Origin of the sequence: Pedobacter sp. D749 (assembly GCF_019317285.1) — a bacterium.
Taxonomy (GTDB): Bacteria; Bacteroidota; Bacteroidia; order Sphingobacteriales; family Sphingobacteriaceae; genus Pedobacter.
On record NZ_CP079218.1, the window covers coordinates 5,631,349 to 5,647,606 of the forward strand.

The 16,258-nt window shown below is 39.8% G+C and carries 11 protein-coding genes and 1 tRNA gene; 7 read left to right on the top strand and 5 right to left on the bottom strand.

Annotation, left to right across the window (positions count from 1 at the left end; all coding sequences use genetic code 11):
* Window positions 1-106 precede the first annotated feature (106 nt).
* The 7 genes from KYH19_RS23235 (at window position 107) to KYH19_RS23265 (ending at window position 9,997) form a co-directional block, all read left to right on the top strand.
* On the top strand, window positions 107-3,370 hold the full coding sequence (locus KYH19_RS23235; protein WP_219076948.1) for a TonB-dependent receptor: 3,264 nt from the start codon (window positions 107-109) through the stop codon (window positions 3,368-3,370).
* Between the two features lie 57 nt (window positions 3,371-3,427).
* The gene (locus KYH19_RS23240) at window positions 3,428-3,775 is read left to right on the top strand and encodes an FAD-binding oxidoreductase (RefSeq protein ID WP_219076949.1); all 348 of its coding nucleotides are present in this window, start codon (window positions 3,428-3,430) and stop codon (window positions 3,773-3,775) included.
* A gap of 204 nt (window positions 3,776-3,979) precedes the next feature.
* Window positions 3,980-5,161, top strand: coding sequence for a thiol-activated cytolysin family protein (locus tag KYH19_RS23245; protein ID WP_219076950.1), 1,182 nt, complete (start codon window positions 3,980-3,982; stop codon window positions 5,159-5,161).
* Between the two features lie 22 nt (window positions 5,162-5,183).
* Window positions 5,184-6,428, top strand: coding sequence for a thiol-activated cytolysin family protein (locus tag KYH19_RS23250; protein ID WP_219076951.1), 1,245 nt, complete (start codon window positions 5,184-5,186; stop codon window positions 6,426-6,428).
* 8 nt (window positions 6,429-6,436) lie between these two features.
* The gene (locus KYH19_RS23255; RefSeq protein WP_219076952.1) at window positions 6,437-8,059 is read left to right on the top strand and encodes a S41 family peptidase; all 1,623 of its coding nucleotides are present in this window, start codon (window positions 6,437-6,439) and stop codon (window positions 8,057-8,059) included.
* A 2-nt stretch (window positions 8,060-8,061) separates the two neighbouring features.
* Window positions 8,062-9,693 (top strand): thiol-activated cytolysin family protein, encoded by a 1,632-nt coding sequence (locus tag KYH19_RS23260; protein WP_219076953.1) that lies wholly within the window; start codon window positions 8,062-8,064, stop codon window positions 9,691-9,693.
* A gap of 227 nt (window positions 9,694-9,920) precedes the next feature.
* Window positions 9,921-9,997: transfer RNA gene (locus KYH19_RS23265), tRNA-Asn, on the top strand.
* A 330-nt stretch (window positions 9,998-10,327) separates the two neighbouring features.
* Here KYH19_RS23265 and KYH19_RS23270 read toward each other — a convergent pair.
* The 5 genes from KYH19_RS23270 to KYH19_RS23290 are packed head-to-tail and all read right to left on the bottom strand — an operon-like array spanning window position 10,328 to window position 16,251.
* Window positions 10,328-11,221 carry a serine protease gene (locus KYH19_RS23270; protein ID WP_219076954.1) on the bottom strand — a complete coding sequence of 298 codons (894 nt, stop codon included), beginning with the start codon at window positions 11,219-11,221 and terminating at the stop codon, window positions 10,328-10,330.
* A 2-nt stretch (window positions 11,222-11,223) separates the two neighbouring features.
* Window positions 11,224-12,315, bottom strand: a complete 1,092-nt coding sequence (locus KYH19_RS23275) for a thioredoxin family protein (protein ID WP_219076955.1) — start codon at window positions 12,313-12,315, stop codon at window positions 11,224-11,226.
* A 19-nt stretch (window positions 12,316-12,334) separates the two neighbouring features.
* Window positions 12,335-13,681, bottom strand: a complete 1,347-nt coding sequence (locus KYH19_RS23280) for a TlpA disulfide reductase family protein (RefSeq protein WP_219076956.1) — start codon at window positions 13,679-13,681, stop codon at window positions 12,335-12,337.
* 57 nt (window positions 13,682-13,738) lie between these two features.
* A complete protein-coding gene (locus KYH19_RS23285; protein WP_219076957.1) occupies window positions 13,739-14,659 on the bottom strand; it encodes a hypothetical protein in 921 nt (306 codons plus the stop codon).
* Window positions 14,660-14,670: 11 nt separating this feature from the next.
* Entirely contained in the window at window positions 14,671-16,251 is a 1,581-nt protein-coding gene (locus KYH19_RS23290) for a RagB/SusD family nutrient uptake outer membrane protein (RefSeq protein WP_219076958.1), read from the bottom strand.
* Between the last annotated feature and the right edge of the window lie 7 nt (window positions 16,252-16,258).

Genomic DNA, 16,258 nt, shown 5'->3' on the forward strand with positions numbered 1-16,258 from the left:
GTTTAATTCTGATTTTCATATTGTTAACATAAGGTTAAACTTAATTTCAAGTTAATATTCAGTTAACATTAAGACTGTTGTTTTGTGCCAAATAAAATAACAGAAAATGAAATCACGTATACTATCGCTAGTAAGTATTCTTGTACTCCTGGTCACGTTTGCTCAGGCGCAGGTTACAACGTCTAGTATTAATGGAAAGATTAAGGATAACAAAGGTATCATCCCTGGTGCAACCATCGTTATGGTACACGTTCCTACAGGAACAGTCTCCAAAGGTTCGTCAAACGAATCCGGGCTTTACCGTATTGGCAACTTAAATCCTGGTGGACCATACAAAATCACCGTAACTTTTGTAGGTTATAGTCCAGTAGTAAAAGAAAACATTTATTTAACCCTTGGCTCAGATCTAAAACTTGATCTTGATCTTCAGGAGCAGGGTAATCAACTTGCTGATGTAAGTATTAAGGGTCAAAAGGGCGGAACAAAATCTGGCGCAGGTACCAGCATTGGCGAAGGTCAGATTAAAACCTTACCTACCATGAACCGCAGTTTGCAGGATGTTACCCGTGTAACGCCTCAAGGTAGTAAAGACAATACCTTTGGCGGTACCAACTTTAGGTATAACAACGTAACCATTGATGGTGCGATTAACAATGATGCCATTGGTTTTAGTCCTTCTTTGGGTGGCCAGAGCGGAAGTTCGGGCATGCCGGGAAGCAGTACACGTACCAACCCGGTTTCGCTTGATGCGATCCAGGATGTTACCGTTCTACTTTCTCCTTACGATGTTAAAGTGGGTAACTTTTTAGGTGGTAGTATTAACGCTGTTACGCGTGGTGGTACCAACGAGGTAGTAGGATCGGTTTATGGTTATGGCCGTAACGCTTCATTGATCGGTAGAAATAAAATCGGCGATAATGCAAAAGAGCCTTCTGCCTTTCACGATTATCAAACCGGTTTCCGTGTAGGTTTCCCTATTATAAAAGATAAGTTATTCTTCTTTACCAACGAGGAGATTACCCGCCGTCAGGACCCTGTTATTTTAGGTGCAGGATCATCTGACATGAAATTACTTACTTTATCTGACGCACAGAAAATTTCTGACCGCATGAAAAATGCTTATGGTATTGATGCGGGTTCATTCGGAGATTATAATATTTATTCGCAGTCTAACAAATTTTTTAACCGTTTAGATTGGAATATCAGTGAAAGTACCCAGTTAACCATCAGAAATAACACCATTGTTTCGAAAGCAACAAACTTAGAAAGAGATCAGTCTAACTTCAGGTTTGGCGGTATCGATTTTAAACAGAATAACAACCAATCGTCAACCGTTGCCGATCTGAAAACCCGTTTCGGAAATTCAGCCACAAATAACCTGATTTTAGGTTACTCAACTGTACACGATTTCCGTACACCTCTTTCTGATCCTGCTATCCCACAAATTGAAATTGGCTCTAATGGTGGTACTATTTTCCTGGGTACAGATAGAGAAGCAAGTATTTTTAATATGAAGCAAAATACTTTTGAACTAACGGATAACTATTCATTCAGCAAAGGCATACATAATTTTACAGTGGGTACCCACAATGAATTTTATAAAATCAATTACGGTTTTGTAAATGCCTGGAACGGTAGGGTAGCTTATGATAGTGTTGATGACTTCTTAAACAACAAGCCAAAAAGAGTACGTACAAGTTTTGATTATGCTGATAATACCCGCGATAATATTATTGCGAATCCGACAGCTAAATTCAATGTTAATCTTTATAGCGCTTATGGGCAGGATGAAATGCGTTTGAGCGATAAATTTAAACTGACATTAGGTTTGCGTTTCGATATGGCTGATTTACCAACCATGCCAACTTTGAGTAGTAAAACAACTAACTCACCAGTTGATCCTAACTATGCTACAACATATACCTATACCCAACCTTCAAACATTAATAATAAGTTTTTAAATAAAGTTCAGATTTCACCAAGATTAGGCTTTAATTTCGATGCATTGGGTGATCAAAGTTTGATTGTACGCGGTGGTAGTGGTTTATTTACCAGTCGTGTACCTTTTGCCTGGTTAGGTTATGCGTACTACAATAATGGTGTAAACTATGGTTCTTATGATCTTAAACCTGCAACAGGAAACAAGGTTGTGACGCAAGTGCCTGGTACCGATCCAATTAAAGATGCATTAGGTGGAAATGGCGAAGCAGGATACGCCGCCAAACAAGGCGTAAACATTAACGATGCAAATGGCGCAACACAAGTAGATTTAGTGGATAATAATTTTAAAATGCCAAAAGCATGGAGAAGTAATCTAGCCTTTGATTTCAAAACACAGGATAACTGGAAATTTACTGTAGAGGGTATTTATAGCAAGGTTATTAAGGATGTTGCTTTCCAGCAAATTAACTACGTAGATAATCCAAAATACATGGTTTATGATACTCAAAAACAACAGCCCATTTATTCAGGAACGAAAATCAATCCATCGTACACCAATGCCTATTTATTATCAAACACCGATCAAGGATATAAATATTCCTTAACAGGACAGATTAGTAAATCTTTACCGTTTGGATTAGATGTAATGGTGGCTTATACTTATGGTCAGTCAAAAGATATTGCAAACGGTATCCGGAACTCGATGGAATCTAACTGGCAGTTAAATCAGGCTTTAAGTCCAAATAACCCAGGTTTGGCTTATTCTAACTTCGATATCCGCAACAGGATTATCTCTACCATCAATTATAGGTTAGATTGGGCTAAAAACGGTAAGTATGTCTCTAACTTCTCGTTATTCTTCAGTGGTCAATCAGGTTCTCCTTATTCATTGGGTTTAGTGAACAGTACAATCAATGGAACCGGACAAACCGTAAGTTTAATGTATATTCCGGCAGCTGGCGAAACACAGAAATTTTTTGCCAATACAGCTGATGGAATTGCACAGGCAGCAGCGTTTGATAGCTACGTCAATAGTGATAAATACCTAAGCACCCGTCGTGGCGATTTTACAGAACGTAACGGCGCACGTACCCCTTGGAACGTTCAGGCTGATTTCCGTTTCTCTCAGGATATTCAGGTTACAAAAGGTAAACACCCACATGTACTTACTTTAACTTACGATATTGTTAACCTAACCAATCTGGTAAATAAAGATTGGGGAATTCAATATTTTTCTCCTAATACGTTCAATTCAATGGCTAGTGTTGGTTTATCACTTGCTAAAGATGCTACAGGAAAAGTAATTTCTGCAGGTAGCGCTACTACTTATCCTACTTATAGCTTCAAACAAAGCGATGTAACTTCTTATTCAAGAGATTTCTTTGCGTCACGTTACCAGATGCAATTGGGAGCGAGATATAGTTTCTAATCTTTTTTTTAAACTAATATATAGCGGTCTGGCCTAAATAAGGTCAGGCCGTTTTTTTTGGAAAGCGGTTTTTTGGCTCACATCCTGTTTAAAAAAGCAGCGGATAATACCATCATCATCGGCGATTCGCACGTATATACTGATGTAAATCATTTTGATGATTTGGGTTTCGACTTAAGTACCCACATTAACGAGCTGATGTTAGCCGAAGCTGCCCGTATAGTGGATTTTGATGTACGCAAACTGCAAAGTACCTGGGCCGGCTTTTATCCGCAGCACCCTACGAAACACATTGTAACTTACGATCTGGACGACCGTATCCATATCCACACCGCCATTGGCGGCAAAGGAATGACCGCAAGTGCCGGTTATGCCGCAGAAAGCATCAAGGAAATATTCAGTTAGTTTAATTTGCAGTTGAGCAAATAATACTTCTTTAAAAAACATAATAATTTCTTAACACAGTTGATCATTAGCGTATTGTAACAATTACTAATTTTATCTACTGTGTTTTTAGTTAATAGTCTGTCACCTTAAACCTTATCCTACTGAGAAAATCAGCATATAAAATATCACATCTACTATCTATCACCATTAACATTTAATCCTATGAAAAAAAAACATCTATTAACGCTTGCGTTGGCGCTAGCCGGCGTGACATTTTTCAACGCGTGTAAAAAATCGCAATTGGAAAAAAGTCCACAGGAAAACACTCCTAAAGGGCCAAAAGGTTACATTTCGCAATTTAAAGGGGCAAAACGCTTACCTACCGAAGTGATCAAGGTTAACGTATCCGATACCAGAACGATAGCCGAAATACTAGAGCAGAAAAAGCAGAATACGGTTGAGGTGCTCAGAGACAGTGTATGGGCGAGTGGAAATGGTAAAACACTTTTTCTACAGTCTACAGAGATGCCAGCTGTTTTTGATAACATCCGTCGTCAGGTTTACCTTGGTGCGATAATCAAAGCCGAAAATGCTGGTAACCCTTCCAACTTCTTGCCCGTTTTTGTTACTGCGGCAGAGCGGAACCCGATTACCATTTATGCTTCATTTCCTACCGATAGCATTTCTAAAACACTTGCTTCTCCTAGTCCAACTGCCGAAAGGGCCTATCTTCAGGCTGCGCTAAAAGTGGGTAGCGGCCAACAGCTTTCTTCTTTCAGGTATGAAATGGAATCATTCAAAAGATACGAGGAACTAAAACTGTCATTTGGAGCAAACGTCTCAGTTGCAGGTTTGTTCAAACTTGATATCAAAGATTCTACTGCACTATCAAACAATAAAACCAGGGTACGTGCTGAATTTACGCAGGAGAATTTTTCTGTCAATCTGGAGCCGCCTATCGACAAACCTTTCTTAAAAGATCCTATTGATAAAAGCAAATTTGGCCAATACGATCCATTAATCGTTAGTTCGATAACTTATGGTAGAAAGGGAATTATGACAATAGAGTCTGATTCCAGTTTCAAATCTGTTACCAGCAGTATAAAAGCGGTATTCAATTTACCATTGCCTGTGCTTAAAGATTCGTTGAATATTTCTGCACACCTTACAAAAAGTCAGATCGACGTATTGAACAACGCAAAGATCAGTATCTATATCATTGGTGCCGAAGGTAAAGATCTGGCCAAAATCATACAGGGGATTCCCGGTTTTGCACAGATCATTGCTGGTGGAGGCGAATTCTCATGGCAGGCTCCAGGTGTTCCGCTTTACTACACGCTTAATTACCTGAGTGATTTCAGTACCTATTGGAATAAATTTCAGGTTCAGGTACATAGTAACTAAAAAACAGAATATTTACGAGTAGATGATGAATAAACAGGAGGCTATCTGGCTTTGCCAGGCAGCCTCATTGTTGTTTAACCCAAATCTGAAATATATGTACAACAATAAACTCATACTGTTGCTAAGCCTTGCTATATGCCTGCTTTCCTGTAAAAAAGATATTGATCGCGCTGAAACTTTAACCGAAAATACCCAACTGAAAAAAGGCCTGCCCTTATCTTCGGTATATGGTAATCTTAAAATAGAACCTTTGGGCATGATCACGATTGAAGGCGGCCGAAACAAGGAACTAAAGGATTTTCTAGACAGAGCAAAACAGAATACCACTACTTTTTTGAGAGACAGCAGCTGGACTGATGGTTTTTCCAAAATATACCAGTCTGATGAAATGGTGGTAACCCCAGATAACGAATCCTATGTTTATCCTGGTTCGATTATTAAGAGTGCCTCTGTAGCCAGTGGAAATTTTTCGCCCTTAAAAGGTTATGTAAAACTTCCTATCGATATTTTGGCCTCTTTTCCATCTGATAAGGCTGCAGGTAAAATCGATACACCGTCGCTTTCTAAAACAAGGGTTTTTTTAAGAAATGCACTGATGGATCCTTTTTTTTCGGGCAGGCAGCTGGAAGATTTCTCTTATGCATCTTCGTTTTTCAATTCTTATGAAGAATCCAAGCTCTCTTTTGGCTATAACCTGAACGAAAAAAGACTATTCTCTTCGGTAAATAGCTCCTTTAATTCTGCAAATTCCAGAACTTCTTATTCAACCGGGCTGATACTGACTTACCTGGTCAAGAATTTTACCTTGGCCATGCCTTCCGATCCTGTTACAGGTCAGCTGATCGATTACACAAGAACGCCCTCAAGTGTATATGAAGGGGTTTCTCCTGTGTATATCAATTCGGTAACCTATGGCCGTTTCGGTTTTCTGATGATCGAAACCAACTCCAACAGCGCTGCAACCAAAACGGCATTTGAAAAGGTGGTGAAGAAAATATTCAAAAAAACAACGGAAACATTCACCTTTGAAGAAGAGAGTATATTCAATTCCAGCAGGCTAACCGTATACCTGATGGGAAGTAATGGAGGGGCCGTAACCCAGCTAATCAACAATCCCGGAAGTTATGATGGCCTTTCAAATTTTATCAGCGAAAGCCTGGGCGAATTTACAGCAAACGATCCGGGCGTACCGGTTCAGTTTTCCTTAAAATACCTGAAAGACAATTCGCCCTACAAACCCATATTCAAGGTTGATTATTACTATTAACAGTTATTATGGAAAAATTTAACATTCCGCTCCGTTTTATAGCAAAAAATGCCAGTTCTGTTATGGTGTTGATGTGCTGTTCGACCTTGTTTTTCTCCTGTAAAAAAGATCCGTCAGATCCACCTGTCGAAACCCAGGTAGAAGTTAGAAAAGAAAAGATCATGAGCAATCTCGATTCGCTCTATGCCTATGCGCAACAAATCTACCTATGGAACAGCGAACTCCCGGCTGGTAAGGATTTTAAACCAGCCAGATTTTATGACGGGGGAGCCGGTAATGAAATCGATATTTACAAAAATGAAATATTTGCGCTAAGCAGGTTTGCGATAAATCCTTCCAATAACAAGCCTTTCGAATATAATGCAAACGCTGCCGGGATTCCCAAATATTCATCATTGATTGAGACAGGTTCTGCCGGTACAGTACCCAGATACAATAGTGACGATAATGGGTTCGGTCTGGCATTTGTGGGTACTTCGGATGGTATCAGGATATTATATGTTGACATGAATGCTCCCGCCTGGCAGGCAGGGCTAAGGCGTGGACAAAAAGTAGTTAGCATCAATAATGAAAAAGCAGTTGCCTCAACGGGCTATTATAGCTATATATCTTCTGCACTGAATGGCAGTAACCTGTCTATAGTTACCGAGACCTTGGAGAACAATCTTCCGGTTAACAGAACAATACAACTCAAAAAACAGTATTTCGTGCCTAGTCCCGTACTGAAAAGTGCTGTACTGAATGTTGAAAACAAAAAAATCGGCTATATCGCTTACAAGAGCTTTACCGACGAGGAAAATACCAGGCAATTTCTCGGTCCGGTACTAAACCAGTTTGCTGTTAACGGAATATCGGAACTGATTGTAGATTTACGTTATAATACAGGAGGATACCAAAATACCTGCAGATACCTCGCAAATTGCATAGCCCCGCAGTCTGCAGATGGAAAAATGATGTTTACTGAATACTACAACAGCCAGATGCAGGCCGGAAAAGCTGATCTTCTTGCCAACCAGCCAATATTGGGTTTTGATAATAAGCCTGTTTATATTAATGGGAAGATTGCCACGCTGCACGATATTGATTATAGCCCTGCTGCAAACAGGAATAATTTTGAGATCGAGGGAAATGCACTGCACCTGGAAAAAGTAAGTTTTATCGTTAGCAGTCAAACAGCATCGGCAAGCGAGCTTCTGATCAATGTATTAAAGCCTTACCTAAAGGTTCAGCTGGTAGGCGTATCTGCTGATGGTTCGGGCAATGTAAGTACTTATGGAAAGCCTGTGGGCTTTTTTGATATAAAAATAGATCGTTACAAAGTTTATCTAGCAATGTACCAGACCAGGAATGCCAATGGTGAAGGCGACTTTTTTGATGGTTTGCCTGCTGGTATTTCAACCATGGATGATGTAACGGTCGACTTTGCCGATATTGCCGATCCTGCAGTTAAAGCCATCGTTTCTCCTACGACAAAATCATCAGGTAGCGCAATTAAGAAATTGGGAACAGTTAAACAGGTTCCTGCCGGCGGAACCGTAGAAAGCCCAAAGATTAAGAAATACATCGGACTTTCTTCTACTGGAGAAGGGCTGATAAAAGCATACAGTGATTTTAAACTTAAAAGAAATTAACAATGAAAAAAATCAATATTTTATCAGGAGTCATGCTCCTGATCCTTTTTATTGCATCGGGTTGTCGCAAAATGGAATCGGATGCATTGTTTAGCGCTGCTTCAAAAGATTTTAAGGGCCTAAAAAAATCTGTTCTTAGCCCTTTTAGCGTTAAAAATAATGAATATTCCAACCTTGGAAGTTTGGGCGCGGTACTGGAAAGGCGTAAAATGGATGGCGGTAGTTTCGACGGACCTCCATTAATCGCTGGCACTTACCGCACTGGCGAACTGGTTAGTGATTTTGGTGCTGATCCGAATAAAGTAATGTTCGTGGAATCATTCAAATCAAATGTTTTTGTAATATCCCCAGAAATGGGACTGAACATTTTTCCGGGCGCCATACTGAATGGCAACAGCATACGGGCCGATGTTTTTGCCCCAAGTATCATTCCGAATATCTCGGCTAATATCCGTCCCGTTAACCTGTCAACCAGTTTGCCCGTAAGTGGAACAAAAGTAGCCAAAACGGTAATGGCCAGGCCAAGCAGCGATAGGGCATTTGTAAGGGCTGCGCTTAAAGATCTTAACGACATTAATCCAGGAAGAATTGGTGCAGCAAGGCTCCAGTTCGAAATGACATCATTCTCTAATTACGATATGATCAAAACCCTTTACGGTTACAATAAAAACCTTGATCTTTTTCTCTACAAACAGGGAAATACCACCACTGGAGGTTCTCAGTCTGTTACACGTAGCACTGGCTTTATTCTAAAATTTTATCAACAGAATTTTACAGTAGATGTAGATGTTCCTTCAGATTATAACGAACTTTTTGATCCTACCGGACTTGATACCGCTACCGTATTCGGCGGTAAAAGCCCATATTATGTTAGTAGCGTAACCTATGGAAGGATGGGCATTATGACTATTGAATCCAATAGTGACTCCGCTTCGGTTTATAATGCGGTAACCAAGCAGATCGGAATACTGCAGGGGCTGGTGGGGATAGGTACTTCGCTTAGTGATTCGGAAAAACAGATCCTCGAAAGTTCTGAGATTAAATATGCCATAACAGGGCCAAACGGGGATAAAAATGTAAGCGATCTGAAAACCATCAGCAGCCTGGCAGGTTTTGTAGAGGTACTTTCTTCAAATTCGACTTATTCAATGGACGATCCCGGGGTTCCAATCAGTTTCAGGTTAAGGTACCTTGTTGATGATACTAATGTAGAAGCGCCATTTGAAATCAATTATGGGCCATTTAATAAACCTTATGCCAGGATCGAATATAGGAATATTGTTGCAGGACAAAACAATGCCTATTCTTACCATACCTCCGATATCACCCTGGTATGCTATCCTACTCAAGATTGTATCCCGGGAACAGAGGTTCCTCCATTGAATTTTATTTCCTTTGCCTGGAATTTTACCTCGAAGATAAGTAGGGGAAAAAAAGGCGATCCAGTGACCCCGATTATCCATTCCCGGCAGGATGTGGTTAGAAATTCAAAAAACAGATCACTTCTCCTCATTCATTCAGGTGAATATAAGCATCAGCAGAATTTTGCAGGAGATGACAGGGAACAGTATGAGGAAGATTACAGCCTGTTATCCGGAAAGGGATACTATGCACTGCCAAGCAAATATTTTTAGTAGGAAAAATATGTAAGTTTAAATACCATTTAGGGTGGCTTTTTGATTATGCCCGGCAATTTACTCTGGAAAGATTTTTTATCTGGTTAATTATTAGTGTGTTTTAATAATTCTTTAATGTTTTTTTGCATAAATAATTTAAAAGCGCTAATATTGCACTCCCAAAACAAACAAGCTTTATTGTGCCGAAAAGTACAATGCAGCCCGTTTTCGGAAACAACCAGCACTCCTTCTTAGCTCAGCTGGTTAGAGCATCTGACTGTTAATCAGAGGGTCGCTGGTTCGAGCCCAGCAGAGGGAGCCAAAACCTACAACGAAAGTTGTAGGTTTTTTGCATTTAGGGCTTGGTGAGAAGTTTATCTTGAGCGCATCACGAGTATGTTTAATTCTGACTGGCCAGTCTAATGGCTTGATCAAGGATTTCATCTTTACCTTTCTGTATTCCTGGAATACTATTCTTTACCATAATTCACTTCTTTAAACATTATTACATGCATAATAACGAGCAAAATTTTTAATTAATTTAAATATTAAAATTGTGGTACTAGCAAAAATCCAAAAAGAAGAAATACCATTTCAAGGCATTTCTCTTTTTGGATTTAACTGTATTAGATTACTTATGTAAAGCGCTATTTTAAGGCTTTATAAGTTTATACAAAGATTCCACCGGCACCGTATTCTTCAATACCATCTGCAATCCCGGATTCATCTCGCTGTGTATCAAAGGATGTGTATTCGAAACGGTAGCAACAATAGCACCATATTCATTCATCACCGGGCCTCCGCTTGATCCTGTAGCATAATCCGCTGAAATAACGACCATTTCACGAAAGAACTTTCTATTTGGTTCTCCCGCTTCCTCCAGGTATTTGTCCATCACGTTTCCCTGTGAAAAAAAGTAATGCATCCCTTTTGGATGTCCCAATACGAATACCTTTTCGCCCACTTTTGCACCTTCTGCAAGCGGTAAGGCAGGCAAAACCTCACCATTTGTTTCCAGTTGAAGTAAGGCTAAATCGTTTTCTTTTGAGGAAGTCAATACCGATTTTACAGCATAGGTACGTCCATTGGCCATACGAACAACGAAACCTAAAGGCTTATTGCCGTCAGCCATATTCGCATACTGGGCGATTACATGATAATTTGTTACCATTATCCCTTTGGGATCAATAATGTAACCTGAAGATTCGCTGATATGTGCATTAGAACACCTGGGACATAAATAAACACAACCTGTAATTACAGTAGCCGCTTTTGCACGTTCGTAGATGGCATTGGCCGTTAAAGCTTTTTTAGAAGGTTTAACAATTCCAACAGCAGCTGATTTAGATGGATTAGCCAGCATCTGTTTGGCATCCTCTAAAGTAACCGTCTTCACTTTTAAAAGCAAAGAATCTACAGATTTCTGATAATCGGCTGCTATTTTGGCATCATTGGTGAAAACCTGGGCATGAGCAATACCGGCTATCAATAAATTGATCAGTAAAATAGCGATTTTCTTTATGCCACTATGTTTTTTAAAATTCATTTTCATTTAATTTTCTCCGTTATGGCGTCATACTGGCGGGCTGTTTTCCCATAGGATTCTGATGCCGACTTAAAGTAATCTTTTATGGCTGCTTTCTGAGCTTCCGTCGCTTTCGGAGTCTGCTTAAATAAAACATCTTCCAGAATGCCTTTAAAAACGGTGTTGGTTGGCAATTGCTGAATATACCGTTTATAATAAGCGATCATTCCATCCAGATCTTTATTGACAACAAACAAAGCAATCCTACAAATATGATTTTCAGGTTCCTGTGGATCTAATTTCAGCAAGGAGATGGTATAGGCGATGTCCTCCACCTCTTTTGGCGTAAAAAAAACATTATACCGAGCACCATTTTCGTAAGCAATGATATACATATCTTTACGAACCTTATCAAAGAGGATTCTATTAATTACTTCCGTACCCATAGCAAGATCCAAATGTTGTTTCTCTAGCATTATCTTTCTGAAAAACGGGCTGCCAAACTTTACCGTTCCTAATGCCATTTCAAGAAAATCTACGCTAAAACGCTCGTATTCCTCGGCATGATCAAATATCTCTTCCAAAACAGGTGATGGGTCTTTAGAATTTTGATATAAAGCTTTAGCATAAGGCAACCCATTTGTCAAGTCTTTTTTTGCCTCATAAGCCGCTTTTAACCCTGCGAGCGAATTTTTGGGATCTAGTGCCGCTTTTACTTTTTCAATAAAATCTTCGGCACCGGCTTTTCCCACCACCCTGTTAATTTCCTGTCCCGAAGCACTAAGAATTAAAAAAGTCGGGTAAGCACTGACGTTGTATTTTTTCGCAAGCTCCTTCCCCTCTCCCTTTTCCATGTCGAATTTTACAGAAACGAACTTTGGGTTGAAATAATCGCCCATTACCTTTTTGGGAAATTCCATTTTAGCCATCTCAATGCATGGAATGCACCAGCTGGTGTAGCAGTCCATAAAGATCAGTTTAGGGCTGGCAGGGTCGGAAGCTTTAGCCATCGCTGCACGCATTGTCAGCTCCTCAAATTTTATACCCTGGCCAAAGGTTGCAGTATGGCATAGGGTAATCAATCCAATATATGCTGAAATTAAAAATAGTCTCATAGTAAATCCCTGGGATGTATTATAATTTTGAATTGATTAATTCTGCTAGTTTTGGATCTGACGGTCTCGGAGCGTCAATAGCTACTGTTTTGCCGTTTTTATCAAATAACATGTAACGAGGCACGGTTTCCAACTCATAGTCATCTGCAATCGGCCCCTTGCGGTTAGAAAACAAATGCAAGCCAGACATTTTCTTACTTTCTACCATTTCCTTCCATTTTGCTTTATCGGTATCAATGGAGAGGCTGATAAATGTCACATTCTTTCCCTCAAAAGCTTTTTCCATAGCTTCAAGGGCCGGTAGCTCGTCCAAACATGGTTTACACCAGGTTGCCCAAACATCAACAAGCACCACTTTACCAAGGTTTTCTGACAGACGGTGCATTTTTCCATTCAGATCGGGATATGAAAAATCTATCCAATCTCCTCCTGCAACCCTCATTTTAGCGCGGGCCTCTAACACTTTCATTTTTGCCTTCTGTTTCTCAGTAACCATAGAAGACCGATAGGTAGCCAGATAACCTAAAAGATCGAAAGTTGCGCCTTTTTCAGCTTGAGCTAAAGCGAAATCTGCTTTTAACTCTTTATCAGTGATCTCAGGTACAAGTAATTGGCCTCCTATACCTTGTTCGTTGTTGTATATAATGTGTTTTGCAAAACCAAAGTACTGCATTAAGTTAAAACCTATAGGTAAAGTCCAGATTTGCTTATCAGAAAAAGTCTCATTTTTAAACCAATTAACCAGATAAGGAGGATATTCATTTTTATTACCTACATTTAAACCAGTCGCAATCGGCACTAAAACATCAAACTTATAGCTGTATGGCAGGAGGAATTTAACTTGTTTATCAAAAGAAGCGTTTCCAGTATTGATGTTTTGAACAAAATCGGCAACTGGCTTTTCCAACGAATCCAACACCTTCACATAGCCTTCACTAGGTAACGCATATCCCTTTGGGGTATAACCATACTTTCTAAGCGGAAGTAACATTTTATACCAGTCGGCAAAAACCTTATTTTCTTTATTCACTTTTCCGGAATACGTAATGGCCCCATCGCCAGCGTCAATCATCAGATTTTCTCCTTTATGAAGGTAAAATGGATAGAGCTCTCCATACATGCCAACATACCTGATCACATCCAGATCCGAAGCACTCAATTCAGCAGTAAAAGTTTTCGTTACTTTATCGATTTTTGGTTCGGCGATTAAAGTTAAATCTGCATTTTCTGGTTTGGCGATAAGCATACTCTCAGCTAGTGCACCATTGGGAAGAAGCTTCTTAAATTTACCTGTAATGGTAGCACTCTGTGCAAATGCCGTCAGTGACATCGTCGCCATTAAAATAGCAATAATTGATTTTTTCATGTATTTATTTTTGAATAGGATGGGTATGGCGTGCATTCGCCACACCCGTTAAGTAGTTTATAAAGTTGGGATGCCTAAATCTGTTAATATTTGGCGTATTAAATTATATTTTATCATGATTACAGGATTTGTGCCATATAAAGCTTTAAATTCTGCATCCGTACGCCCAAGTATGGCTTCCACGTACATATTTGCATCCATAGAAGGCGTTGCAGGCGTTATATATGGATTTGTTGGCTCCGCATCAATAAAGCCTATGGCTTGTAATGATGGACTTACGCCGGCAGGTAAACCAGTTACCCTGGAGTTGAGGTAAAAGGTAGCCAGGTCATAAGCGTCACTAACGGTAACAAATTTCCTGGTAGCGTTGGCAAATTTGTCCAGTATATCGGCGTATTTAGGCCTAAGCATAGCATTTGTAAGCATGGCCCGCAAGATTGCTCCTTTATACTGTACTTTTGTAGTTTGATCCATGGTAGGAATGTTCGCAATCTGACCGATTACTACGGTATTTAAACCCTTAAAAGCATATTTAAAACCATTGGTATTCAGGTTGGCGACCAATAAAATACTGGGCACATAAATGCCTTTCGGTAATACAGGCAAAATTTCGCTCTTTAAATAAGCAAGTGCAGCAGGTACATCCGCTTTGTTGCAATAACTAAATGAATAAACGAGGGGTGGCGCTCCAGCCTGGAGACCGCCAATGGAGTAACTTAAAGACAATTTCTCATAATGGGTGAAATTTCGTCCAAAAACATCTACACGGGCTTGTGTACCAATTGTATCATTAACGTAAACCGGGATACCAGTCTCTTTAAAGAAGAGATAATTGCCATGAATGGTGGGGTCGTTGGGATTATCATCCACAACCAGCCAGTTTTTATCATAGTCCGGAAAAACGGTTACCTCCTCTTTCCGGCATGCAGTTGCCAATAAAATAAGGAATATACCTGCGATATAAATTTTATGATTCATATTAAATGATTTTATAAAGGTTGAACAGTACGTACACTTCTAACGGGATTTGTTAATGTACCCCTGTTGAATTCTATGGCATAATTTGGAATAGGAACCTGCCAGCCCGCCGCATCCTGTGCAAAAGATTTTAATACATAATTGCCAATGGGGGTATATGCATTGGTTTGCGCATTATAGCTGTAAGCAGGATGCCTGATGTTAAAATCCTGTGGAAGCGGGTATTTGGAATTTACCGCGTACCGCCGTAAGTCAAACCATCTATGTCCTTCAAAACACAATTCCCGTCGTCGTTCTGCCCTGATAAATTCAACCAACTCACGATTTGCTGCTGGTATTTGATCCATACTGGTATTACGAAACCGTTTCAACCGCAGTTTCTGGATTTCATTTCTTGCCTCTTCAGTCGCTCCAGCCATAGCTAAGGCCTCTGCATTGTTTAAAATTACTTCTGCATAGCGGAGCGAAAAAATACAGGATACCTGTTCCGGATCATTGGAGGTTTGCCAGCCACGGTATTTCGCAGGCAACCAGGATTTAGTTTTAGCAGACTTTTGAAAGAAAGCATTAAGTCTCAGATCATCTGAAGCATAAGTACTCATTAAATTAGTTGATGCTTTAAACGATGAAGCCCTACGGTCGTCTCCATTCCATGCAGATGTAGAATCATTCAGAAATACAGTAGCAATTGTATGCTGTCCCATGGTGAAAATGGATTCACCGGAACTCCGGGAAGTGAAATTGGTATTCGGTGAATATTGGTTCAGGTCATTAAGCGTGTAACCCATTGCGTCAAAACTTTTACCTGCAGCGATTGCTTTATCATACTGTTCCGTATATAAATATACCCGGCTTTGCAGGATTTTCACCGCTGCAATCCCAACCCGTATTTTGGTGCCCGGATCATAGCCCTGTAAGTATTGTTCGGCCTGTTCCAGATCGGCAACAATCTGTTTATAAATCTTATCATTGTTGTCTCTTTTAAAATAATTGTCTTCTACTTTTTCAGAGATCTTCAATGGAACACCTTCATCTGTAGCAGCGGAGCTGACACGGTATGGACTGCCATAAACATTTTGTAGAAGAAAATAATAATTGGCCCTTAAGAAATAGCATTCACCACGAATATGTTTTAAGGTTGAATTGTCGGATGTCTCAGCCAATTTTGACGCTTGAAATAGAATGGCGTTTATTGCACCAATATGCTTATATATCCTCTTCCAGAATAAATCATCCCAGGAAAGGTTTAAGATATTTACGGCGGGGCTCTGCGCCCAGTTGTGGAATCCAGAAAGCTTATATAGTGGTGTCGCCTTGTCGGTTTCCACAAAGTCAAGCGCAAACTGTTCGGAATCGTCGTCCATCACATGGAGCCATGGTGCGATGGTTATACCATTATCTGAAAGATCGCTCAATGTTTCCTGACCGTTAATATTAATTGTAGGGCTATTCATGAATGCCTCTCCGATCATCAGTTTGTTCAGATCATCTGTGTTTTGAACATATTTCAGATCTGTTGAGTATTCCTCCAAAAATTTGCTGCAGGATGACATCAGCAACAATACAGGAAAAAAAATATAAATGTATTTCATAATGCGT

Coding starts and splice junctions, on each gene's coding strand:
- KYH19_RS23280 (WP_219076956.1), bottom strand. CDS start 13,681: ATGAAAAAATCAATTATTGCTATTTTAATGGCGACGATGTCACTGACG.
- KYH19_RS23250 (WP_219076951.1), top strand. CDS start 5,184: ATGATGAATAAACAGGAGGCTATCTGGCTTTGCCAGGCAGCCTCATTG.
- KYH19_RS23290 (WP_219076958.1), bottom strand. CDS start 16,251: ATGAAATACATTTATATTTTTTTTCCTGTATTGTTGCTGATGTCATCC.
- KYH19_RS23285 (WP_219076957.1), bottom strand. CDS start 14,659: ATGAATCATAAAATTTATATCGCAGGTATATTCCTTATTTTATTGGCA.
- KYH19_RS23235 (WP_219076948.1), top strand. CDS start 107: ATGAAATCACGTATACTATCGCTAGTAAGTATTCTTGTACTCCTGGTC.
- KYH19_RS23260 (WP_219076953.1), top strand. CDS start 8,062: ATGAAAAAAATCAATATTTTATCAGGAGTCATGCTCCTGATCCTTTTT.
- KYH19_RS23245 (WP_219076950.1), top strand. CDS start 3,980: ATGAAAAAAAAACATCTATTAACGCTTGCGTTGGCGCTAGCCGGCGTG.
- KYH19_RS23275 (WP_219076955.1), bottom strand. CDS start 12,315: ATGAGACTATTTTTAATTTCAGCATATATTGGATTGATTACCCTATGC.
- KYH19_RS23270 (WP_219076954.1), bottom strand. CDS start 11,221: ATGAATTTTAAAAAACATAGTGGCATAAAGAAAATCGCTATTTTACTG.
- KYH19_RS23255 (WP_219076952.1), top strand. CDS start 6,437: ATGGAAAAATTTAACATTCCGCTCCGTTTTATAGCAAAAAATGCCAGT.